The organism is Agaribacillus sp. DX54, assembly GCF_056858335.1.
Genome location: NZ_JBXEQE010000014.1, coordinates 98679 through 123563 on the forward strand (window position 1 = coordinate 98679; position 24885 = coordinate 123563).

16 protein-coding genes are annotated in these 24885 nt (G+C 43.6%); 13 read left to right on the top strand and 3 right to left on the bottom strand.

From position 1 onward, the window contains the following. Positions 1-23 precede the first annotated feature (23 nt). Positions 24-3125 (bottom strand): SusC/RagA family TonB-linked outer membrane protein, encoded by a 3102-nt coding sequence (locus AC04NP_RS16095; protein WP_482860837.1) that lies wholly within the window; start codon positions 3123-3125, stop codon positions 24-26. 608 nt (positions 3126-3733) lie between these two features. Between AC04NP_RS16095 and AC04NP_RS16100 the strand changes: the two genes are divergently transcribed. Beyond that, on the top strand, positions 3734-4483 hold the full coding sequence (locus AC04NP_RS16100) for a DeoR/GlpR family DNA-binding transcription regulator (protein WP_482860838.1): 750 nt from the start codon (positions 3734-3736) through the stop codon (positions 4481-4483). Positions 4484-4510: 27 nt separating this feature from the next. Here the strand turns inward: AC04NP_RS16100 and AC04NP_RS16105 are convergent, their stop codons facing one another. Together AC04NP_RS16105 and AC04NP_RS16110 are read right to left on the bottom strand one after the other, a co-directional pair. Beyond that, positions 4511-4816, bottom strand: a complete 306-nt coding sequence (locus AC04NP_RS16105; RefSeq protein WP_482860900.1) for a Pycsar system effector family protein — start codon at positions 4814-4816, stop codon at positions 4511-4513. Next, positions 4708-5706 (bottom strand): hypothetical protein, encoded by a 999-nt coding sequence (locus AC04NP_RS16110; protein WP_482860839.1) that lies wholly within the window; start codon positions 5704-5706, stop codon positions 4708-4710. The genes AC04NP_RS16105 and AC04NP_RS16110 overlap by 109 nt, the downstream gene beginning before the upstream one ends. Positions 5707-5830: 124 nt before the next feature. On the opposite strand from AC04NP_RS16110, the gene AC04NP_RS16115 reads away from it, so the two are divergent. The 12 genes from AC04NP_RS16115 to AC04NP_RS16170 all read left to right on the top strand — a co-directional run bounded on the left by AC04NP_RS16115 (position 5831) and on the right by AC04NP_RS16170 (position 24868). Then, the gene (locus AC04NP_RS16115; RefSeq protein WP_482860840.1) at positions 5831-9571 is read left to right on the top strand and encodes a BamA/TamA family outer membrane protein; all 3741 of its coding nucleotides are present in this window, start codon (positions 5831-5833) and stop codon (positions 9569-9571) included. A 4-nt stretch (positions 9572-9575) separates the two neighbouring features. Next, positions 9576-10100 carry an outer membrane beta-barrel protein gene (locus AC04NP_RS16120; protein ID WP_482860841.1) on the top strand — a complete coding sequence of 175 codons (525 nt, stop codon included), beginning with the start codon at positions 9576-9578 and terminating at the stop codon, positions 10098-10100. After that, a complete protein-coding gene (locus AC04NP_RS16125; protein ID WP_482860842.1) occupies positions 10093-13806 on the top strand; it encodes a sensor histidine kinase in 3714 nt (1237 codons plus the stop codon). Before AC04NP_RS16120 ends, AC04NP_RS16125 begins: the two co-directional genes overlap by 8 nt. A gap of 12 nt (positions 13807-13818) precedes the next feature. Beyond that, the gene (locus AC04NP_RS16130; protein WP_482860844.1) at positions 13819-15225 is read left to right on the top strand and encodes a sigma-54-dependent transcriptional regulator; all 1407 of its coding nucleotides are present in this window, start codon (positions 13819-13821) and stop codon (positions 15223-15225) included. A gap of 152 nt (positions 15226-15377) precedes the next feature. Next, positions 15378-15722: a thioredoxin family protein gene (locus AC04NP_RS16135; protein WP_482860845.1), complete on the top strand. Its 345-nt coding sequence runs from the start codon at positions 15378-15380 to the stop codon at positions 15720-15722. Next, positions 15706-16401: a Crp/Fnr family transcriptional regulator gene (locus AC04NP_RS16140; protein WP_482860846.1), complete on the top strand. Its 696-nt coding sequence runs from the start codon at positions 15706-15708 to the stop codon at positions 16399-16401. The genes AC04NP_RS16135 and AC04NP_RS16140 overlap by 17 nt, the downstream gene beginning before the upstream one ends. Positions 16402-16535: 134 nt before the next feature. Continuing rightward, positions 16536-18068, top strand: coding sequence for a GMC oxidoreductase (locus tag AC04NP_RS16145; RefSeq protein ID WP_482860847.1), 1533 nt, complete (start codon positions 16536-16538; stop codon positions 18066-18068). Between the two features lie 6 nt (positions 18069-18074). Continuing rightward, positions 18075-19226 (top strand): VOC family protein, encoded by a 1152-nt coding sequence (locus tag AC04NP_RS16150; RefSeq protein WP_482860848.1) that lies wholly within the window; start codon positions 18075-18077, stop codon positions 19224-19226. Between the two features lie 66 nt (positions 19227-19292). Further along, the gene (locus AC04NP_RS16155; RefSeq protein WP_482860849.1) at positions 19293-19595 is read left to right on the top strand and encodes a YHS domain-containing (seleno)protein; all 303 of its coding nucleotides are present in this window, start codon (positions 19293-19295) and stop codon (positions 19593-19595) included. A gap of 94 nt (positions 19596-19689) precedes the next feature. Further along, positions 19690-21333, top strand: a complete 1644-nt coding sequence (locus AC04NP_RS16160) for an SMP-30/gluconolactonase/LRE family protein (RefSeq protein WP_482860850.1) — start codon at positions 19690-19692, stop codon at positions 21331-21333. 35 nt (positions 21334-21368) lie between these two features. Beyond that, positions 21369-22190 carry an SDR family oxidoreductase gene (locus AC04NP_RS16165; RefSeq protein ID WP_482860852.1) on the top strand — a complete coding sequence of 274 codons (822 nt, stop codon included), beginning with the start codon at positions 21369-21371 and terminating at the stop codon, positions 22188-22190. A gap of 26 nt (positions 22191-22216) precedes the next feature. Next, positions 22217-24868, top strand: a complete 2652-nt coding sequence (locus tag AC04NP_RS16170) for an MGH1-like glycoside hydrolase domain-containing protein (protein ID WP_482860853.1) — start codon at positions 22217-22219, stop codon at positions 24866-24868. Positions 24869-24885 lie beyond the last annotated feature (17 nt).

Below are 24885 nucleotides of genomic sequence, written 5' to 3' on the forward strand. Positions count from 1 at the left end.
TAACATTTGAGAACTGAAAGTCACTAAAAACCAAGTCTGATTCCGGCAGCAAAAGTCACAGGATTAGGTACGGAGAAAAAATCAAACCCTACCGCATTACTACCGCGAGCCGATGCATTTAAACCATTGATGCTCGGATCCGCGCCATCATAATTAGTCAATAAAAGAAGGTTGTTGCCGGTTATATTTATCTGAACATCATTGATAAACGTATTGGTCAATAAAGATGAAGGCAGCCGGTATGATAGCGTCACATCTCTCAGATTAAGCCAGTTAATGTCTTTTTCAATATACGCTGACTCAACCAGCCCTAAAATGGTACTTGTATAATAGTCCTCATCCAAAATAGTCTCCTGAGTGTTTCTTTCCCCATTTTCCAATACCCCGTCAAATACCACTGTTTGCCCCCTGTTAGCGGTTCTGGGGCTTAATCCTGCCGCTGTAAGTGATCTTTCGGTCGCATTAAATACATCTCCACCCTTCCGGATATCGAGCAGGAATGAAAGTGTAAATCCTTTGTAGTCGAAAGTATTGGTAAGTCCTACCGAAAAATCAGGTTCGCGGTTACCTATCAAAACAAAATCAGGGTTTATTTCAGGCTCTCCATCATCACCGATAATCAATTCCCCATTGTCATTTGTTAAAAAGGTACGGCCTGTAATGGTCATAAACGATTCTCCCGGCACATATCCCGCCCTGGCATTTCCGGCCAGCCAGGTATCTGACAAATAAAATTCCTCAAAATCCCCGGGCAACGATAGCACTTCATTCCTATTCAAAGAAAAATTGGCATTGACATGCCAGGTTAACTCATTTTTTCTGAGCACTTCACCATTGACCATAATTTCAAGACCTTGATTTCTGATCTCGCCCGCATTGACCAATTGCAGTATGTATCCCGAGGCATAGCTAAGCCTCGGTGAAACGATCTGATCTTTACTGGTTACGTTGTAGTAGGTAAAATCAATACCTAAACGGTTAGAAAAAAATCGAATGTCAAAACCAGCCTCGTAAGAGACCGTTGTTTCCGGTTTGATGTTTTCATTAGCCCCGAAAAAACTAACATTAAAACCTCCCCCGGTTCGCGTAAACTCCCGAAGTGAAGGCCTGGTGCTGTGTGGAGGGGCATCTTTTCCCACCTGCGCAAAAGAGGCCCTTATTTTTCCAAAAGAAACGGGCGAATTTACATCGAGGTTAAGGGCTTCTGAGAATACAAAACTGGTGCTGACAGAAGGGTAGAAGAAGCTCCGGTTATCTCTTGGAAGTGTGGAAGACCAGTCATTTCTACCGGTGACACTTAAAAACATCATATTTTTGTAATCTGCTTTTAGCTCACCGAAAACACCTATTAGTCGCCGGTTAGACCCGCTTACACTCACCTCACGGGTTGCCTGATCTGTATTGATAATGCTGTAAAGACCCGGCACAAGTATGTCTTCGCCATAACGGGAATCTACCCGGTATTCCCTGTCATCGATATTATTGCCCAGGGTGAGGCCAATATTGAAATCATCAAAGGATTTATTGGCCGTAATAAGTATAAATGAGTTGATTAACTTATTGTATGCCTCATATTCGGCCATTAAACCATTGACATCCCTCGCCATACTCCTGTTTGGGTATCTTTGAATAGACTCCGGATCATAGGCGGTAAGGCCTGTAGTAGTGTAAATGTCAGAACCTATCCTGCCTGTAATGTTAAGCCAGCTCAATACGTCGTAAGATATGCTTCCATTGAGTAGAATTCTGTCGGTTTGATCCGTAATGCTGTTATTCTCTGCTGTGAAAAACGGATTTTCAATCTCATTGTCCCCCAGGATTTTCAGGTTACCACCGGCATCTCTTTGAACCCGTATGTCGTCGGTTACGGGCCACCTGAGCACACTGGAGTATAAACTGCCGGCCCCTTTTGAAGTACGCTCGGCTTCTGTTCTTACATAATTGGCAGAGGTAGTTAAATTAAGTTTAGGACTAAGCCTGGTTGTTAAGTTAACCCTGAATGAGTTTCTGTCAAACCCTGTTTCAGGTACCGAACCATCCTGCATGGTAAAATTTCCCGAAGCCAGATAGGTCATCTGATCATTTCCTCCACTTACACTCAGATTATGAATCTGGGCAAATCCTGTCTCAAAAAAGTTTTCAACGTTGTCGTACACCCTGTCATTAGGTCCTAAAGGTGCTCCCCAATGGCCTACTACCTCCGGATCATTAGTCCCTTCGGTTCCTGTGTTATAGGCTTTAAGGATATCGGGGAAACGGTTGATTTTTTCCCACCGGAAATTATTATTATAGTTGATTTTAGCCGCGCCGCTGCTACCTTTTTTGGTGGTGATGATAATTGCCCCGTTAGCAGCATCGATCCCGTACAAAGCGGCGGCGGCAGGTCCTTTCAATACCGTGACGCTTTCAATATCATTGGGGTCGATATCCCCTGCCCTGCTCGAATAATCCGACTGCCGGTTGGAAGCTTGATTGAGTAGATCTTCCTCGTTCAATGTGGTGTTATCTATAGGGATTCCGTCTACCACAAACAAAGGTTGATTGTTGCCATCCAGCGAGGTACCCCCACGTATCACAATGGAAGATGACGCCCCGGGCATGCCACTGGTAGCCCCTACGCTCACACCGGCTACCCTTCCCTGCAGGGAATTGATCAGGTTAGGACGGGTGGTATTGGCTATTTCCTTTCCCGATACTTCCTGTACTGCAAAACCCAGCTCCTTTTTGTCTTTTTCAACGCCAAATGAAGTGACTACCACTTCCTGCAGTTGCATGATGTCCTGCACCAGGCCTGCATTGACAGTGACAGCGGTTTGTACGTCAAGATTAATTTGTTCGGTTTTTTTTTCGTAGCCAATAAAGCTAAAAATCAAGGTGTAGGTACCCGGTGTTAAACTGGCTGTAATTTTGTAATTGCCGCTTGCATCGGCAATTCCTCCAAATGTTGTGTTTTGAATCTGTACCAAAACACCCGGAAGCGGCTCACGGCTACTCCCGTCAGTAACTTTTCCGGAAATGGTGTAGTCACTCTGCGCCCTGAGGTGGGATACCATCAGGATACACAGCGAAAACACAAGCAATTTCCTTAATTCCAAAAATGGACATCGTGTAATCGTTGCATTCATATTTATTATTATTTAGGGTTAAAATGCCATCAAAAAATATCCACGATTTCCCATGATCCGACCGGAGTTGAGAGGACTCCTGTATCGACTGCCACTTATTTACCCGCTTATCCTGTTTTCAGGCCAAACCGGATGAGTCGATCCAACTGTAACCGTTTGATTAATGTTTCCACACCTTATTGCTCTAAAACTGCTTTGTTCCAAAAAAATCAAACATTTCTGTGGGATATATAATGGGTTACACCAACTTTCTTACACTAAAAAAGGGCCTGGCATGTATCTATGGTGAACTTCGAAACCTGCCAGGATTACCAGCTAAATGTAAAATATAAATCTTATCATTGCAATTAAAAATTGCATAACATTGTAAATAATTGTAAATAATTGCAAATAATTAAAGTTTTTGAATAAAAATTCATTATAATCTTGCAATACAAATAATAATATGCAAATTAATGCTGTTTTTATAATCTTTGCAATGTCCTGCAATATTTGATCTTTAATGACATAAATGATAATTTGTCCGACAGGGTAATTTCGATCCGCTGTAAATCCCCGGAATTAAAAAGGGGAATGATTTTTGGCATGACTTTGTTAAGTTCGTTACTATGTTAAAAGAAGAAAGGCAAAATATAATTCTCAATGAAGTAAGAATACATAACAGGGTGCTCCTCAATGACCTGGCAGCCCAATTGGGCGTATCTGAGGACACTGTAAGAAGGGATCTGAAAGAGCTGGACACGCTGGGAAGAGTCAAGAAAGTGCATGGCGGAGCTATTTCAAAAGGCTATCATCTGTACAGCTACCGTGAACAGGAGATTTACGCCCACGAACACAAAGTGCTTATTGCCAAAAAAGCGATGACGTTGCTGAAAGATGGCCAGGTGGTCCTGATTAGCGGAGGCACCACCAATCTTGAACTGGCCCGCCTGATTCCTAAACAACTCAAAGCTACTTTTTTTACCCCCAGCTTAACAACCGCCCTGCAACTTTTATCACACCCCAATATCGAAACCATCTTTATTGGTGGAAAGCTTTCCAGGGAAGCGCAGATTGCCATAGGTGGTAATGTGGTCAATCTGCTCTCACAGATCAAAGCCGATATTTGCTTTCCAGGCACCAGCTATCTCGATGTCAGACATGGATTGTCGGACTTCGACTGGGAGGTTGTACAAATGAAAAAGGCGATGATTAATGCGGCGAAGCAAACGGTAGCGATGGGTATTTCCGAAAAATTAAACTCCTTTAATAAGTATCAGGTTTGTGATATTGAAGATATTAACTATTTAATCACAGAATTAGACAGCCGGCATGAGTTGCTGGAGCCTTACAAAAACCAGGGACTAAGTATACTTTAGTAACAGCAAAATCACAGATACACCCTTTTAACCAACCACTTCTGCAAAAAATAAATGACAAATTAAAAAAGTCATCACTGACAAAATGATGCCATACATAAAGATATTGAAGGATACCCGGAGAAAACCGAATTTTCTGTCCAGGTTTAGCCCCAGATAATAAATATCCCTGCCTATACTGTTGTACAATTTGTCAGCACTGCCCATCAATTGATTCAAGCCATCTACATAAGATTTTTCCTCCATGTTTTTGAAATTGCCATAAAACAACAAATGATGAAAGCCCGGTTCAGAACTGTTGCCATGGGTTTTATCAGGACGTGTGGCGAGGATGGCAAAGACGATGGATCCAGATTAGTGGCAAGGATCAAAAAAATGGGTACAATCAAATGGGGATCATCGTTTATTTTTCCTAATAAAGTACCCAAAATGATGGATAAAATGATCGCATTAATCGAAATTAAAATATTAGACTTTCTGTCGACCATGGCATTTAAGGTATAATGATTTTTGGACGTCAGCCTGAAAAGGGTTTCAATTCCACGCTCCGGCCGGTTAACCATTTTGGCATATTTCTTTTTTAGCTCTTTTAAGCCCTTTTCATCGACTTTCAGTTCCCTTTCCAGCCAGGCATCTTTCTTTTTATCCAGCTTTTTTTTCATTTTATTCAGCACCACGAGATTGTCCCCGATTCCAAATGTATAAGTACTTTGACCGTAAGCTGAAAGATAACGTTGTTTTCTGAGCTTATTATCCAAATAATCCAGCCAATGCTCATCATCGTAATGTTCGTTTTTTACTGCCTGCAGATAATTTCTCAGGTGGGCCTCATACCTGAAAAAGGACTTTTTTCCATATATACTTGTGCAGATATCTGTCAAAAGCGCGTGTTCGGCAGCACTTTCATTATCGATAAGGGCCAGTGCCTTGTCTATCACCGATTTTTCCAGGCCTGTTTCTGCCAATAGCCCCTTACACAATACATCTGCATCCCTGTATTCCAGGATTTTTATCAAAATTGCCAACGTCAATACCTGCAGTTGGTGCGCTGAAAAATTTAATGCAGCACTCGCTTCTTTAAGGGCCTTTATATACTGCTCAAGCAAATATTTTTTAAATTTATAAACAGAATCACCTTTATTTTTAAGTTCTTTTTCTGCAAATTCATAGACAATTGAAATCAATTGTTCGCTACGGCCCGGCAAATGATGATTAGTCTTCATAACCCATTGAAATTTGTGAAACACAAAAAAACTTCATAAGGTTATGAAGTGGTGTCGTTTAAAATACACTGGTTTATCAATTTTTGTCGTTAATTAGCCCTTTGTTTAACCAAGAGACCAACTCATGCTAACAAACAGGTATACGTTTACCCTATTACTGATATTTATTCTGGGCGCCTGCGCTACCCGTAAAGCGCATTTCTCCGTGGATTACCAACCTCCAACGGCTGATTCCGGAAAACCTGATTATGCTGTTCTTTTTTTTGGAGGAGCGGATAAAAGCCCTGATAACGGCGGCTCTGCCTTTGAGGGATTAAAACAGCACCTGGAAACAACGGAAAAAGGCGCTTTAATACTGTTGGGAAACAATGGTGCGAAAAAAGGCATGTCCGATTCGACTGCCGAAAGTTCCCGTAAAAGAACAAAAAGATTGCTCGAAGGAAAACTGGGTACTATCAGCGCTTTCAAGGGGGATGTATTTGCTGTTCCCGGAAATCATGATTGGGCTAATGGTGGCAGAAGCGGTTATCAAAGGATTTTAAGGCTGGAAGAATTTTTAGAAGATTATTTGGGGGAAAATGTGCTGGTGCCCAACAACGGCTGCCCCGGGCCTTATGAAGTTGAGATAAGGGAGGGATTGGTATTTTTATTTCTAAATACGCAATGGTGGTTACATGAATGGGAGAAAGGCGGTCCGGAAACTGGTTGTGAAATGGAGGGTGACCTGGATTTCATTGTACAATTGGATGACGCCCTGAAGCGCCACATGAATAAGAAAATAATCGTAATAGGCCACCATCTACTTTTCAGCAATGGGCCCCACGGAGGGTATTTTCCTGCCTATACGCATTTGTTACCGCCGGTTTTGGGTTCTGTTTACGCATGGTACCGTAAAAACAGGGGTGGACTTCAGGATCTGGCAGATACGAGGTACAGGATCATGAGAAGAGGGCTACAAAATATTCTCGCCCAGCACCCCAACCTGGTGTATTTGTCAGGCCATGAGCGCTCACAGCAATATCATAAAAACAAGGAGCAACACTACATTGTTAGTGGTGCTATCGCCGAAGCCACTCAAACAGCGCCAGGCAATGGCGCCAGGTTTGCCTATGGAAATCCTGGTTTCGGTAAGTTAAATTTTTACAACAATGGTGACGTATATCTGGAGTTCTGGACGCTTGAGGAGGGTAAAATCCAGTTGACTTTCAGGGAAAAATTATTGAACCATATTTACAACCCTGCCACTGATGACCTGGAAACGCGCTATGCTGATCTGGATTACAGTAACCAGACCGTTAATGCAATCGCTACCACGAAATTAAACAAGGATCAAAAAAGACCGGGGTTATTGGGAAAAAATTATCGCACCGAATGGGCGACCGAGATTAAAAATGTGCCTGTATTTGATATCGGCAAAGAAAAGGGTGGAATGAAAATTGTTAAAAAAGGAGGTGGCTTGCAAACTATTTCGCTGAGGTTGGAAGATAAAGACGGCAAGCAATATGTGTTGCGGTCCATTGAAAAGTTTCCTGAAAAAGCCGTGCCTGCGGCGTTAAGAGGAACCATCGCCTCTGATATTATAGCCGATCAGGTATCTGCCTCTCATCCCTACGGGGCATTTGTAATTCCCAAATTGGCCCATGCTGCCGGTGTATACCACACCAATCCGAAGCTGGTCTACCTGCCCGATGACCCCCGCCTGGGTATCTACAGGGACGATTTCGGCGATGGCTTATTCCTGTATGAGGAGCGGCCGGCCAGGAACAGGAGCGATGTGGAAAGTTTTGGCAGATCAAAAAAGATTATCAATACCCTGGACGTTATTAAAAGAACGCAGAAAGACAATGAACACTATATAGACCAGAATCAGGTGCTGAGGTCGAGGCTTTTCGATATCTGGATCGGTGACTGGGACCGGCACGACGACCAGTGGCGCTGGGCCAGATTCAAAGATGAGGAAGGTTTCAATTTTTATCAACCGATTCCCAGAGACAGGGACCAGGCTTTTTTTTGGTCAGATGGCCTGCTGATCAGGGTAGGCTCACGCAGATGGGGGCAACCCAAATTCCAGGGCTTTCATGAAGAAATCAGGGATGTGGCCGGATTAAGCTTCAATGCCCGCCATTTTGACCGCACTTTTTTGACCAAACCCGATATGGACGACTGGCTTAACACAGCCCGGGACCTGCAGGAAAGACTGACCGACGAAGTGATAGAAGAGGCTATTAAAGGCCTGCCCGAAGAAATTTACAAAATCAATGGCGAAAATATCATCGGAAAATTGAAATCACGGCGACAACACCTCCACACTTATGCCAGGGATTTTTACCTTTTCCTGAATAAAAATGTCAATATCCTGGGAAGTAACAAAGCAGAGCTGTTTGAGATAAATCACCGGAAAAACGGTGATGCCCTGGTAAAAATTCACAGGATTAAAGAAAAATCCGGTGAAATAAAATTCAAAGTCTTCGACCGTGTTTTCAAATACGGGGAAACCAGAGAAATCAGGTTGTATGGTTTGGGTGATGACGACCGCTTTATCGTAACCGGTGAATCTAAGAACAGTATCAGGGTAAGAATCATAGGAGGGAAGGGAAAGGATCAAATCAAAGACAGCTCCAATGTTAGCCGTCGCAACACAATCGTTTATGACAAGACCAAAAACACCACCATCAACTCAAAAAACGGCCTAAAAAACAAAACCTCCGATAAGGATGAAAATATCAACCAATATGATCGCTTCGCCTACAAGTATGACAAAGTCATTCCGCTGGTCACAGGTGGATTTAACCCTGATGACGGTGTGTTTATAGGAGGGGGAATTTCTATTATTAAACATAAATTCCGAAAAGCGCCGTTTGGGGCAAAACATAATCTCACCGCTTCGCTGGCTCCAAGGTCGGCCTCTTACAATTTCAGGTATAAGGGGCATTTTGTCGAAACGGTCGGTTCCTGGGATTTGCTGCTGGAGGCCGACATCTACCAGCCCAGTATTGCGGATTTCTTTTACGGTTTTGGAAACCGAACCCGTTTTGATGAAGACGCACGCGATGATGACAGCCAGTTTTACCGCGCGCGCTTCGGTCAATGGATTTTGCGCACCGACCTGCAGAAAGTACTCAATGACATCCATACTTTTACCATCGGCGGGTTTTTCCGGTCGGTAAATATCAAGTCAGACTTTAATGACAATGAGCCCAACAGATTCATTATCACCTATCCGGAACTGATAGGAAGAGGAAGCGATGCGGCCGTGCCTTTGCTGGACAGGACCCGCAGCTATGTGGGGATGAACCTGAACTATGGTTTAAACCTGAAAAACTCTAATTATTTCCCCACCAAGGGTATTGCCTGGAATGTGGCGGGCAAGCTTGTCACGCAAACAAACTATGAAGAAAATGACTACCAAAGCATTGCCTCCGATTTTTCAGCTTATTTTACTTTTGGCGGGTCTTTGAAGACAACGCTGGCCTTGAGGGTAGGCGGCCAGGCGAACTTCGGCGACTTCGAGTTTTTTCAGGCCCCGCGCCTGGGTGGCTTTCAAAACCTCAGGGGATACAGAAGGGGCAGATTTGCCGGCGATGAGTCATTTTACCAAAACACAGACCTGAGAATTAAGCTATTGGAATATAAAACACCTCTCTTCCCCGGCAGTTTGGGCATTACGTTCATCCATGATATTGGCCGGGTGTGGACGGATCAGGAAGATGTCTCACTGATCGATGAAACCAAGGAAGAATGGCACAGGGGTTATGGTGGCGGCATCTGGATTGCCCCTTTGGGGGAGTTTGTGATTTCTGCAGATTATACGGTCTCGAACGATGATGAGCGAGGCATTTTTGTACGATTTGGCTTCTTTTTTTAATGAAATGAAAACGTTTATTATTTGCGTTGTACTCATTCAATGTCTGATGGTGCAATGCGCAATGGCTCAGTCATACAGCGTAGGCGCCGGACTGGCTTATGGAGATGACATTAGGGAACCTGGCATCAATTTCAGGGGATATTACAACCTGGCCGATAACAGAATTTGTTTTGGGCCTGAATTCACCTATTTTAAAAAACGAACTGAAAACAGTACCAGTGAAGAAATTGATATTTCCCTCTTTGAAATCAATCTGAACGCACACTACATATTTGAAGTCGCCCATAAATTAGGCATTTACCCGGTGATTGGCCTTAACTACAGTCAGGAAAAAGAAGATTATACCGATACTGAAGAAGAAGTTACAGAAAAAAAATGGGGGATGAATGTGGGTGCGGGAACACACTATACAGTGAATAAGTTTACGGTATTTCTTGAATATGACCATTTATTTAGTTATTTAAGTCAAAACACTTTCATTTTAGGGGCATTTTATACCTTTGGAAAAAAAAGTGAGGAGCGTGAATAAACTCAGCCTATACGCATTACTGATAGGTAACTTTTGGTTTAACCCGGCCTGGTCACAAACAAATAACGTCCGATTTACCCAGCTATCAGTTGATCAGGGCTTATCCCAGTCCACCATCCTCAGCCTGGAGCAAGATATGATGGGGTTTTTGTGGGCAGGTACCGCCGACGGGCTCAACAGATATGATGGCTACGAATTTGTCACCATGAGGCGAGACCCTCAAGACCCCGGTTCAATCAGTGACAATGAAATAATGGCTGTTTTAGATGATAAAAAAGGAAATATCTGGATTGGAAATGCTGCGGGGGTGGATTTACTAAATGTAGAAACAGAAATATGCAAACATTTTAGTTTTGATCCCAATAATCAAAACAATTTAAGCAATAGTTATGTCACCAACATTTTCCAGGATCACCAGGGAGACATCTGGGTGGGTACAGCCGAAGGATTGAACAAATTCGACTACCAAAATAACACCTTTTCCAGGTACTATATTAACCCACCCCCCAATAATAACCGGAATATCATCAGGTCTATCTGCCAACTATCAGCTTCCATTTTGCTGATTGGCTCCGGAGAGGGATTATTCCGGTTCGACACGGAAAGCCGGCAATTTCAACAAATCACAGACAACCGGCCTCCTGAAAAAAGTATCAACGCCTGCATGGTCAATGCCATCATTCAAGATAACGATCAAAATGTCTGGGTAGGCACCGATGTGGGCATTTTTAAATATGACGCACAGTTGAAAAACTATACCCATTTTACTTCACAAAACAGCCCGGTAAGTAATGATTTCATTAGATGCGGCCTGCAAAGGAGAGACGGAACCCTCTGGTTTGGTACTGAAAACGGACTGATCCGGTACAACCCTGCAACAAAACGGTTTCATGTATACCGGCATCAGGGCGGCCAACCCCATAGCCTGAGTAATAATACGGTTCATTCTATCCTGGAAGACAATGCCGGCAATTTATGGATTGGCACAGGGAGTGGCTTAAATCGCCTGGATCCATTCTCATTTCAATTCAATCCAATGCTTATCGACCCCTTTCAAAAAAATGACCTTGTTAACAACAAGGTATGGGCAATAGAAGAAAATGGGCCATATCTGTGGCTAGGTACGGAAGGGGGCTTACATTTGTATGACAGTAAGGAAGGCCATATTGTTACCACACATCCCAATCAGGCTATACATGAAAAGCTAAGTAATACCATTGTGAAATCGATGGAATCTATGGGGCCGCAAATGTATCTGGGCACTGAAGGGGAAGGGCTGCTTACATTCGTCATCGGCGCCAATCATTTAACCAGCTACAAAACGGTGGAAAATGACTCCACAACGATCAGTGATGATGTTGTCAGGGTGATCAAAGCCGACCAGGATAATGCCCTGTGGGTTGGCACTGCCTATGGACTGAACCATTTTAACCCGGCCACGCGCAAATTCTGTCGTTTTTACTTCGATGTCGGTAATAATAAATTGAAAATCAACTCTATACGGGATTTAAAACATGACGGTGATTTTATTTGGGCAGGCACGGAAGAAGGGTTGATAAGATTTAACAAAATCACCGGTAAAACGAATCATTTTATCCATTCAGCCGAAGATTCCACAAGCCTGAGCCACAATTTTGTCAGAACCATATTCATAGATCAATCAGGTATATTATGGGTGGGTACTTCCGGAGGACTCAATAAATATGATGCCCAAAAAGGGATATTCAAATGTTACAATACGCGTGACGGTCTTGCCAATGAAGTGATCTATGCGATCCTGGAAGATAACAACCGGCATCTTTGGATCAGTACCAACAAAGGGCTTAGCCGGTTTGACACCGGCGATGAAATTTTTTTTAATTACGACGTTAGCGAAGGGCTGCAAAGTTACGAGTTCAATACCAATGCTGCTTTTAAAAACAGGCAGGGACAGCTAATTTTCGGCGGCATCAACGGTTTTAACATTTTTTCTGCGGAAAACATCAAAGAAAACAATTTCCCGGCACCTATTCTTTTAACCGGATTCGATATTTTCAATAAAAAGGCAGACATCGGCGACAATAGGCCCCTCCGTAAATCTATAATGATGGCCGATACTGTATTTCTTAGTTACAGGGACAACCTGTTTACTTTTCGTTATTCGGCCATCGACTTTATCTCGGCACCAAAAACAGTCTATCAATACCAGTTGGAGGGTTTTGATAAAAACTGGAACTATGTGGGGCCGCGAAGATATGCTACCTATACCAATATACCCGGTGGTGTATATAAGTTTAAGGTCAAAAGCTGTCATAACCAAAGGGATTGGAATGAGGGTCTCTCTATCGTTATCATTATAAAATCCCCATTTTGGGAAAAGCTATGGTTTCAATGGGGCGCTGTTCTGCTTTTTGGCTTATTTTTGTTTGCATTTTTCAGGATCAGGACGCAGACTATCCGCAACAGAAATATAAAACTGACCGGGCTGGTTGAGGAGAGAACCAGGACCCTGAAAGAAAACAAAAAAGCGTTGGAAGAAAGCGAAGCCCTGTTTCGAAATATCTACGAACAAAGCCCTATTGGTATCGCTTATGCTGACAAGGATTTAAAAACCATTATAAAATGTAATCCACAGTTTTGTCAAATTCTGGGCTATCCGGAAGAAGAAATCAAGGGTAAATCCATGCAAAATTTTGTTCATCCCGAAGACTTGCTTCCTTCCAGGCATGAGAGCAGTAACAACAGCCTTTTTAATGAATCGAAGTTTTATCAAAGAAAAAAAAGGCTCATCGACAAAGCGGGTGATACCATATATGTGACAGCGGCAGGCTCCATGATCACCGATTTTTCAGGAAAAGCAAAATACCAGTTGATCATGTTTGATAACATCACTGAAGAATTGAAGGCCCAGGAAAAATTGCAAAAAGCGCGGAGCCAGTTAATCCAGGCCGATAAGATGGCCTCTCTCGGCCAGCTCACTGCCGGTGTAGCCCATGAGATCAATAACCCGGTTAATTTTATCTTCAACGGAATTAACGGGTTGGATAAAAACCTGCAACGATTCCTCGAAATAATCAGCGAATACGAACAACTAAATGGCGAGCAGAATCTGAAAAGACAGCTTTTGGCTATTCTGGAGAAAAAGGAGGCGCTGGACTATGAGGATTTAAAAAAAGATATAAAAGAAATGATCCCCACCATCAAGGAAGGTGCGGAAAGAACGGCACAAATTGTCAAAAGTTTACAAACCTTTGTCTGGAGTGCCGATGTCGACTCAGTACATGAAGACATCCACAAGGGGCTTGAATCAACCTTGTTGCTGCTTTCTAATCAACTAAAAAATAATATATCCGTTAAAAAAGATTTCAAGGCCAGTGACCCGGTGGTACAGTGCCTGCCAGGCCAGTTAAACCAGGTTTTTATGAATGTGGTCATCAATGCTATCCAGGAACTGAAAGCTATGGAAAACGGAATCATTACCATTGAAACCGAATCTGATGAAAAGCATGTCTGCGTAAGCATTAGTGATAACGGAAAAGGGATTCCTCCTGCATCCAGGGAAAAAATTTTCGAACCTTTTTACACCACCAAACCGGTTGGGCAGGGAACAGGCCTTGGCTTATCAATTTCCTACAACATCGTCAAGGAACACGGTGGACAAATCAGTGTGGAAAGCCAAACTGGAAAAGGCACAAAATTCATGATCAAAGTGCCAAAAAATAAATAATTAACCTTTTTGATGGCAGACAAAAAGTACAGCGTTTTATACGTAGACGACGAACCTTCTAACCTACGGGCTTTTAAAGCCACGTTTAAATGGGACTTTCATATATTCCTCGCTGAAACCGGATACGAAGGACTCGAAATACTCAGGGAGAACCAGGTTCAAGTAGTCATCGCAGATCAACGGATGCCCGAAATGACCGGTTTCGAATTTTTTAAAAAACTGGTGGCTGAATTTCCGGAACCCACAAGAATTATTTTAACGGGCTATTCGGACATGGGCGTGCTCATCAAAGCTATCAATGAATGCGGCATTTATCAATACCTTACCAAGCCATGGAATGAGAATGAGCTGAAGTATGTCCTTGAGCGGGCCTGCGAGATTTACCAGTTAAGAAAAGACAATAAAAAGCTTATTCATGATTTGAAAGTTGCCAATGATAAGTTAACCGAGGAAAATTTCTACCTGAAGGAAGAAATAAAGCTGGAGCATGACTTTAACCACATTGTCACCAAAAGCCCACTGTTCAGGGAGGTATTGCAAAACGTTGAAAAAGTCGCCAATACCAAGACCAGCGTTCTGATCACCGGTGAATCAGGCACAGGAAAGGAATTACTGGCCAGGGCTTTACATAACATCAGTAACCGGAGTAAATGTCCATTGATCAAGGTTAACTGTGCTGCATTGCCACGCGAATTGATTGAAAGTGAACTATTTGGTCACGAAAAAGGCGCTTTTACCGGCGCCATTTCAACGAGAAAAGGAAAATTCGAGCTCGCCGACAAAGGAACAATTTTTCTGGACGAAATAGGAGAAATGCCCATTGAGTTACAGGCCAAATTGTTAAGGGTGTTGCAGGAATCCGAGATTCAGCGGTTAGGTAGCGATAAGACCCACCCTATCGATGTGCGGGTGATCGCTGCTACCAACAGGCAACTCGAACAGGCTATCGCCAGAGGCGAGTTCCGGGAAGACCTTTATTATCGCCTTAATGTCTTCCCCATCCACATTCCCCCCCTGAGAGAAAGGGCCGAAGACATTCCCATTCTTGTCAATTTCTTTTTGCAAAAACACGAACCTATCGTTGGCAGGTCAATCAATAAAATCCCTAAAAAAGTATTGAATAACCTGATAAATTATCATTGGCCGGGTAATGTCAGGGAACTGGAAAATGTAATAGAAAGATCCATGATTCTAAGCACAGGTACCACGCTGCAGCTAATGCATCTGGAAAACAAAATGCCTACCATAAAAAATCAACCCGACTTTCTGACCCTGGAAGAGGCCGAGAAGCAACATATTCTCAAAGCCCTTGAATTAACACGCTGGAAGGTGAGTGGAAAAAACGGGGCGGCGGAGTTGTTGAACATGAATCCAAAGACACTTTTTTTCAGGATGAATAAGCTGGGAATAAAAAAATAGTTTTCTCGTATAATAGAATATTTCTGATATATGAGAAAATACTGATTGGGATTTTTTTGCAAGATTTTATATAAAATACTGAAAATCAAATCTTTGCTATTTAGAAAGCAGATTGGCATACCTTTTGGATAAAGATGAGCTAAAAATCTGTTTTGATTTCCTATTATCACAAACTATCCAAAGACGATTTCAGCAAGAAAATCCGGGAACAACAATCCCTGGCCTTATTTGAGTTTACAGTGGATTGGTTGGGAGGCAGTTACATCATCGACCCGATCATCAAAAAACTGGCCAGGGACTATCGCAGGTACCTGGACTTTTATCAGATCAACCTGGAGTCAGATTCAGAGTTGATCAGGACTTATCAGTTAAATAAATTTCCAACCATACTATTTGTTAAAAGGGGTAAAATAGTCAATAAGATTGAAGGTATTACCTCTTCTGAAAAACTAATTGAAGACATCGAAAAACTAATCGAGAATGATCCCATCAACTAAAAAAGACCAGACAGCGGACCACCTGAGATACAATCCCCTGTTCCAGGATTTAACACCACCGCAATTTGATTTTATATCGGAAAACCTGAAGTACCAGACTTATAAAAAAGGCGAAACCATCAGCCATTGCCGTGGACTGGTGCGATATACTTATTTTATCATTTCCGGTAAGATCAAACTATGTGAGATAGACTGCGCAGGCAATGAGCTCATCAAAGATGTTTTAAAGGAAAATGATTTTTTTGGCGACCTGCTGCCCACACGAAATCATTTAAACTTTGAATATGTGGAAGTGATATCCGGCCGCGTACTTATTTGTAAAATTCCCTCCCTGGTGATCAATGATCTCATAAAGAATAACCCAAACTTTTCATTGAAATTAAATACCGAGCTTTGGGAAAAGTACAGAAAAATTGAAAACAGATTCAAAAACGTAGCCTATCTCAAAGATGTGAAAAGCCGTCTTATTAACTTTTTCAAAGACTGGGCTACCAGTGAAGGCGAGCAGATAGGAAGCACGGTTAAATTACAAAATTATCTGACCCATAAAGATATTGCCAGTCTTATTTGCAGTACCAGGGTCACCGTGACCAATATTCTTAACCAATTGCGGGAAGCAGGGGATATTAATTATTCGAAAGGACAGATTGAGATTGTGGACATCCACAACTTCGAATAAGCCCTCTTCAAACCATTGCAGTGACAGGACATTTTGTCTTTGCTACCTTGTCTCTTATCGAATGTAATGATTCTTTGACCGGATACGTGAAAATTTACTGATCGACCATCTTACTATTCAAAAATCATAACCAGATGAACTACGACTTTATCATTATCGGCACTGGGGCGGGAGGTGGCACACTCGCCTGCAAACTTGCCTCCTCAGGAAAGAAGATATTAATCCTTGAAAGGGGCGGTTTCCCGCCCAGGGAAGAGGATAACTGGAGTACCAGAGCGGTCTTTACCGAAGCCAAATACAAGGCCAGGGAAACCTGGCTTGACGCGAAAGGAAAAGAATTTCATCCCGGAATTCATTATTATGTGGGTGGCAACACAAAAGTATACGGGGCAGCCTTGTTGAGATTTCGAAAAGAAGACTTTGGCGAAATCAAACATCATGGGGGCCTTTCCCCTGCATGGCCCATTGTTTATGAAGACCTGGAACCTTATTATTGTCAGGCTGAAAAACTATACCACGTTCACGGATCAAGAGGAATCGACCCTACAGAACCCCCAGCCAGCAAACCATATGCCTACGATCCCCTGCCACAGGAACCTCGTATTCAGGAGTTATACGATGATTTTCAAAAAGCAGGGCTGCATCCTTTCCCCTTACCGGTAGGTGTGCAATTACCCGATGAAAGTTCCGGAGGGCAGGCCCCGTTTGTCATGGGGTCTTTCGATGGCTTTCCCGATCCCACGGAATCAAAAGCCGATGCCCATGTCATCGGCATTAAACCGGCCCTTCAACATAGGAATGTAACATTGTTAACAGACTGCTTGGTTGAAAAACTGGTGACTGATGATTCAGGAAAAACGATTAAAGAAGTTCACACCTCAGGAAACGGGGAAAAACAAATTTTCACTGCCGGCAAAGTGATTGTTTCCTGTGGTGCCATTAATTCTGCCGCCCTGCTACTCCGTTCAGCCAATGATAAACATCCGGATGGACTGGCCAATAGTTCTGGCGTAGTGGGCAGATACTACATGTGCCATAACAACTCAGCCATGCTGGCCATTTCAAAAAAACCTAACCCAACCCGGTTTGGTAAGACCTTTGCAATAAATGACTATTATTTCGGAAGCGACGATTGGGACTATCCCCTGGGCCACATTCAAATGCTGGGAAAATCCAACGCCGAAATGCTTAAGGGCGATGCCCCGGCGATTGCTCCGAACATGGCATTGGATTACATGGCTAAACACGCCGTCGACTTTTGGCTTACCTCAGAAGATTTGCCTGATCCGGATAATCGTGTCATGGTGAATAAAAATGGTCAGTTGCAGTTGTTTTATAAAGAAAACAATCTGGAGGGCCATAAACGGCTAATGGGCAAACTGAAAAAGCTGTTGAAACACCTGGGCTGTGAAGAGCAATTGTTTTCCCAATCTATTTATTTAGGTAAAAAAATTCCATTGGCAGGAACAGCCCATCAATGCGGAACGGTAAGGTTTGGAAACGACCCAGCCACCTCGGCTTTGGATATAAACTGCAAAGCCCACGACCTGGATAACCTGTATGTGGTAGATGGCAGCTTCTTCGTTTCAAGCTCAGCAGTGAACCCTGGTTTAACCATTATAGCCAATGCCCTCAGGGTTGGTGACCATCTTCTGGAAAATAGCTGATAATCGATGAGGCGTATCGTAAACAAACTTCGTGTCTTTGTGCCTTTGTGGTTAACCTTTCTTCACCACAAAGACACGGAGGCACAAAGGGCACAAAGGCTAACCCGGCACAAGCGGGACGCTGGCGCCAGGCGGGGGAGCCGGGACATCCGGTTTGTCGGAGGAAAAATGGTGCTGTACCTCCTGCTGGTCCTGGGCATGCAAGCCAATGTACTGGCCCAGAAAGTAGAAGAAGTCGGCATGGTCTCTATGACAGTCGCCGATTTGAGTCAATCCACCCGGTTCTTTGAGGAAGTCTTAAATTTCAAAAAAATCTTTGAAACAATCGAACATGGCAAAGCGCTCGATCAACTGTTTGGAATGGACAATGTAAGAATCAGAAAGGCACATCTGACCCTGGGCGAAGAAAAAATAGCGCTGATACAATTCATGGCACAGGAAGGTGGCAGAAAAATTCCTATGGATTCAAAAAGCAATGACCTGTGGTTTCATCACATTGCCATTGTGGTGAGCGATATGGATAGGGCCTATGCGCGACTGAGGCAACACCACGTAAAGCACGTTTCCACGTCACCACAAACTTTGCCCGATTACATCCCGGCCGCGGCCGGGATCAGCGCATTTTACTTCCGGGATCCGGATGACCACAACCTGGAGATCATTTATTTTCCGGCAGGCAAAGGAAATCCACGCTGGCAGACCACAGGAGATCAGTTATTGCTTGGCATTGATCATACCGCCTTTGCAGTGGCCAATACGCAGGAGTCCTTGATCTTCTACCGCGATATCCTCGGCATGCAGGTGGGCGGTCAAAGTGAAAATTATGGCCCCGAACAGGAACACCTGAACCAGGTTTTCGGAGCCCGGCTGCTCATTACCGGACTGCATGGAGATAAAGGCATGGGCCTGGAGTTTTTAAATTACCTGGCTCCTCCCGGTGGGAGGCCCTATCCTGAAAATTCCAAGCCAAATGATTTATGGCACTGGCATACCGAATTGAAAGTACAGCATATTAAACAAGTGTATCAAAAATTACAAAAAGCCGGGGCAGCATTTATTTCAAACCGGATTGTGGACTTGCAAAAATATCACTTTAACGCAAAAAGTGGATTTCTGGTCAGAGATCCCAATGGCCATGTGTTGCTAATTACGGAGTGATGTATTTTATACAACAGACGTAAATCCCACTTATACTTTTATTTGCCCTTAAAAAACCCTATGAAAATGTTAAGTATATTATTGCTCGTTTTGACCGTCAACCTGAATACTTTCAACCAAACAAAAGAGTATTCACTGGTCAATGTAAACCAACAAGGTGTCATGCTGAATGGCTATGATGTGGTAGCTTATTTCACCGAAAACAAACCTGTTAAAGGTACAAGCACCTACGCGTCTTTTTACCAGCACGCCACCTATCATTTCACTTCCATAGCAAACAAGCAATTGTTTGATGGAAACCCTGACAAATATGCGCCAAAGTATGACGGCTATTGTGCTGTGGCAGGATTAAAGGTTAATTTTCAGTAGTTCACCTATGAGTATTGGCATGAGGCATCGGTTAAGCGTGCTATTTACGTTTAGTCTTGCCGGGTGATCTATAGCCCAATCAAATTTAAAACAAATGAAATACCTGATAATAATTATAATAATTACGCCTCCGCTTTTTGCCCATGCTCAGGAATCCGTAGAGCTATCGATGGGTACGCCTGAGGCTATTGTCGATCTTCGATCGGCAGAAGGCGTAAAACTGGTTGAAGCAATATGGAAATTTCTTCCGGCAGAAGTAGTAACTGCGGACTTCAAGGCCCCTGGGCCACAGGGAAAAGATAAGCAGTACCTGTATCCTACCGGCAAAAAAATCAAAACCAGGGACATTCATCCAAAAGCCGGAGCTATTGACTTTGATGACAGCCAATGGGAAACACTGGACCAGGGTACGCTGGAAAAAAGAAGAGGAAGTGGCCTGTTTTCGCTCGTCTGGTACAGGATAAAGGTTAAAATTCCACCAAAAATCCTAGATTTTAACACCCGGAATTCCAGGGTGTTTTTTGAAATTGTAGTGGACGACTATGCGGAAATTTGGGTTAACGGACGTTTAAATAAAGCCTTTGGCCAGTCCGGAGGGAAAGTTGTGAAAGGATTTAATGCCAGAAACAGGGTTTTATTGACCGAACATGCCAAAGTGGGCGAGGAATTTCAAATCGCTGTTCTGGGCATCAACGGTCCTATGGCTGACCCACCTTCCAATTACATCTGGTTACGTTCGGCGACACTGGATTTTTACAGTAAAAAGCCCGTGTATGCCGGTTGGGAAAACCTCGGAAGCATAGCCAGGGTAAATCCGGAAATCGACAACATTTTAGATAAAAACGCTAAAATCCAAAAGTTAGCCACCGGATTTCAGTTCATCGAAGGCCCGGTATGGCATCCGGAAGGTTATTTGCTTTTCACCGACCCCAATACCAACGTAATATACCGGTATGACAATGCTACAGGTAATGTGTCGGTTTACATCACCAAATCCGGGTATACAGGCTTTGACATAGGCAAAATCAGGCAACCGGGATCAAACGGATTGGCGATTGACAATGAGGGCAGACTGATTGTTTGCCAACATGGAAACAGAAGGGTAATAAGACATGAAAAAAAAGGACCTGTGACAGTACTGGCAGACTCATATGATCAGAAAAGATTAAACAGCCCCAACGACCTGGTGGTCAGGTCTGATGGCGCCATATATTTCACCGATCCACCTTACGGATTAGAAAAATTTTATGAAGATCCGCAAAAAGAGCAACCGGATCAGGCTGTATATTGTATTATAAATAACAAGGTGCTGAAAGTGGCCGCTGATTTGGGCGGGCCCAATGGCATTGCTTTTTCCCCTGATGAAAAATATCTGTATGTAAGCAACTGGGACATTCGTAACGTACACAACACCAAATCAATTTGGAAATATTCGGTGCGGCAAGACGGATCATTAACTGATGGAAAAGAGTTTTTTAACATGAATTTAACAGATGACAATGAAGCATTGGACGGCCTAAAGGTTGATCACGAAGGAAATATTTATGTCTCTGCCCCCGGGGGTGTCTGGATAATATCACCCGAAGGGAAATACCTGGGTAAAATTATAGCCCCGGAAAGACCGGCTAACATGGCTTGGGGTGATGTTGGAAAATCATTATATCTGACTGCCCATTCCAGCCTGTACCGTATCAGAACAAAAATCGGCGGAAAAATAGCCGTTCACACAAAACAATAATTACTGATTATCAATAAATTAACTAACACCTAAATATGTACCAAAAACCCAACGACAGGTTAAAAGGCCAAACTGCCATTGTAACCGGTGCCAACTCAGGAATCGGAGAGGCTGTCGCCATGGCCCTGGGTAAAGACGGAGCCAATGTAGTGGTTAACTATGTTTCAAACCCCGAGTCTGCTGAAGAGGTGGCGCATAATATTTGCCAGCATGAACTTTGCGGAACCGGTATAGCCATAAAAGCCGATGTGAGCAAGGAAGAAGCGGTACAGGCCATGTTCAGGCAAACCATCGATCAGTTTGGCACCGTCGATATTTGCGTAGCCAATGCTGGCATTCAACGTGATTTTGCTTTGCATGAAATGCCCCTCCAAGAGTGGCAACTGGTATTGGATATAAACCTGACCGGGCAGTTTCTTTGTGCCAGGGAGGCCATTCGCGAGTTTTTAAGGCGGGGGCTGAAAGAGGACGTATCCTGTTCCATGGGCAAGATCATTCATATGAGCTCGGTGCATGAAATCATACCCTGGGCCGGCCACGCCAACTATGCCGCTTCCAAAGGCGCCGTGGTGATGCTGATGCAAACCATCGCCCAGGAATATGGGCCCCAAAAAATCAGAGCCAACAGCATTGCTCCGGGAGCTATACAAACCCCCATCAACAAAGATGCTTGGGAAACACCCGAAGCACTTGAAAAGCTCAATGAGCTGATCCCTTACAAAAGAATCGGTGTACCTTCCGATATCGGAGCGGCCGCTGCATGGCTCGCCTCCGATGAGTCGGACTATATTAACGGAACAACCATTTTCGTAGATGGTGCAATGACCTGTTATCCGGGTTTTACGACCAATGGCTAATTTATCAAATTCCAACCGAGTTTTCCATGGCAAAGAAAAATATATCTGCAGAACAAAAAAGAATTGATGACCATTACAACGGTAAAATCAATTGGCTCCAATGGGGACCTTACTTAAGTGAACGGCAATGGGGCACCGTAAGGGAAGATTACAGTGCCACCGGTGAAGCCTGGGACTATTTCCCCCATGACCACGCCAGGTCCCGCGTCTACCGGTGGGGCGAAGACGGACTGGCCGGCATCTCCGATGAATTTCAAAACCTGTGCTTTTCATTGGCATTGTGGAATGGCAAAGACCCGATTTTGAAAGAAAGGCTGTATGGCCTAACAGGCTCTGAAGGTAATCATGGGGAAGATGTAAAGGAACTCTATTATTACCTGGACAATACCCCTACCCACTCGTACATGAAATATTTGTACAAGTATCCGCAAGCTGCATTTCCCTACAGCGATTTGCTGCATACCAATGCAGCGAGATCTAAATTGGAAAAGGAATATGAACTAATTGATACAGGGATATTCGATCATGATCAATATTTCGATGTTTACATCGAATATGCCAAGGAAGGGCCCGATGATATTTTAATCAAGATATCCGCATACAACAGGGGCAAAAAGCAGGCAGAATTAGTAGTGCTGCCCACCTTATGGTTCAGAAATCTATGGTCGTTTAATAAAATCGATTTTAAACCGGTCATACAAAAAATTGAAAACCTTCAGGGATTTGGCGGGGTGTATGCCGATCACAAAATCCTCGGGGATTATTATTTGTATTTCGACCAACCGGAAAGGTTCCTGTTCACTGAAAATGAGACAAACTCCGAAAGATTGTTTAATTACCCCAACAAGCAGCCTTTCGTCAAAGACAGCATCAACGATGCAGTAATCAACAATGATTTTCAGTTTTTTAATAACTATAATGCCGGTACCAAGTTTTCGCCCTATTACAAATTTATGGTTAAAGGGGGCGGATCATGTGCGGTAAATCTCAGACTCTCTGCACAATCTTTCAGCAAAAATCCATTAAAGGAAACCTTCACCGAAAGCTTCCGTGAAAGGGCAAAAGAGGCAGATAGTTTTTACAGTCGGTTCATACCTGAAAACGGCCATAAAGAAACCGCCAATGTACAAAGGCAGGCATTTGCCGGGATGCTGTGGACCAAGCAGTTGTATCACATAGACATTCCGGAATGGTTAAATGGGGATCCCGGACAGCCCGCACCGCCCGAAAACAGGAAAAAGTTTGGCCGGAATCACGAATGGCAAACGCTCAATAACAACGACATTATTTCCATGCCGGACAAATGGGAATATCCCTGGTACGCAGCCTGGGATTTGGCATTCCATTGCGTCCCACTGGCCCTGATCGATCCCGGTTTCGCCAAAAATCAACTCATCCTGATCATGCGCGAATGGTACATGGCACCCAATGGCCAGATACCCGCTTATGAGTGGGCATTCAGTGATGTCAACCCCCCTGTCCAGGCTTGGGCAGCCCTGAAAGTTTATGAGATAGAAAAAAATAAAACCGGAACCGGCGACATCAACTTTTTGAAAAGGGTTTTTTCAAAGCTGATGCTAAACTTTACTTGGTGGGTTAACAGAAAAGACAAAAAAGGGAAAAATATTTTTGAAGGCGGCTTTCTGGGGCTGGATAACATCGGCGTTTTTGACCGCAGCAATCAGTTGCCCAAAGGAGGCGTACTGGAGCAGGCAGATGGAACAAGCTGGATGGCCATGTATTCCCTGAACATGATGCATATGGCCCTCGAAATTGCCACCGAAGACGATGCTTTCGAGGATGTAGCCACCAAATTTTTTGAACATTTTATCTACATTGCCGAAGCCATTAACAGGATGAGCCATGACTGGGCCAGTGCCTGGGATGTGGAGGAAGGGTTTTTCTACGACCTTCTGGCTATACCGGACGGTAGGTACATTCCCTTGAAAGTAAGGTCACTGGTAGGGCTATCGACACTATTCGGGGTAGAGGTTATAGCCACAAAACTCCTCAAAAAAGTACCTGATTTTTTTTCCAGACTCAACTGGTTTGTAAAATACCGAAACAAGTTGGGCGAATATTGTGTTATACGGGAACTAAGAGACCATGGCTCGATTTTGCTTTCCCTGGTCGATGAAGAAAAATTAAAAAAACTGCTGCAGGCGATGTTAGACGAAAGTGAATTCCTGGCACCGGGAGGCATAAGATCGGTATCAAAAATCCACCGGCAGGGTTACCGGGTCAATATCGATGGTGAAGAATTCGGCATGGACTACCAACCGGGGGAATCAACCACACATCTTTTTGGCGGAAACTCTAATTGGCGGGGACCTGTATGGATGCCCATGAACTACCTGTTGATCGAGTCAATAAGAAAATACTATGATTACTACGGGGATACGTTTCAGGTTGAATTACCTACCGGTTCGGGTCACTTTGCTAACCTGAATGAGGTAGCTGACGAACTTTCAAACAGGCTCATCAGAATCTTTCTCCCCGACAAAAACGGGCACCGTCCTGTGAATGATGGTGTAGCGCTGTACAGGAAAAGCCATTTTAAAGATCTGGTTCTTTTTTATGAGTATTTTCATGGTGAAAACTCACGTGGGGTTGGTGCTTCGCATCAAACCGGGTGGACCGGCGTCGTCGCAGCGCTAATCGACCGCTGTGGCTGGTAAGTATTGGCAACAAAATA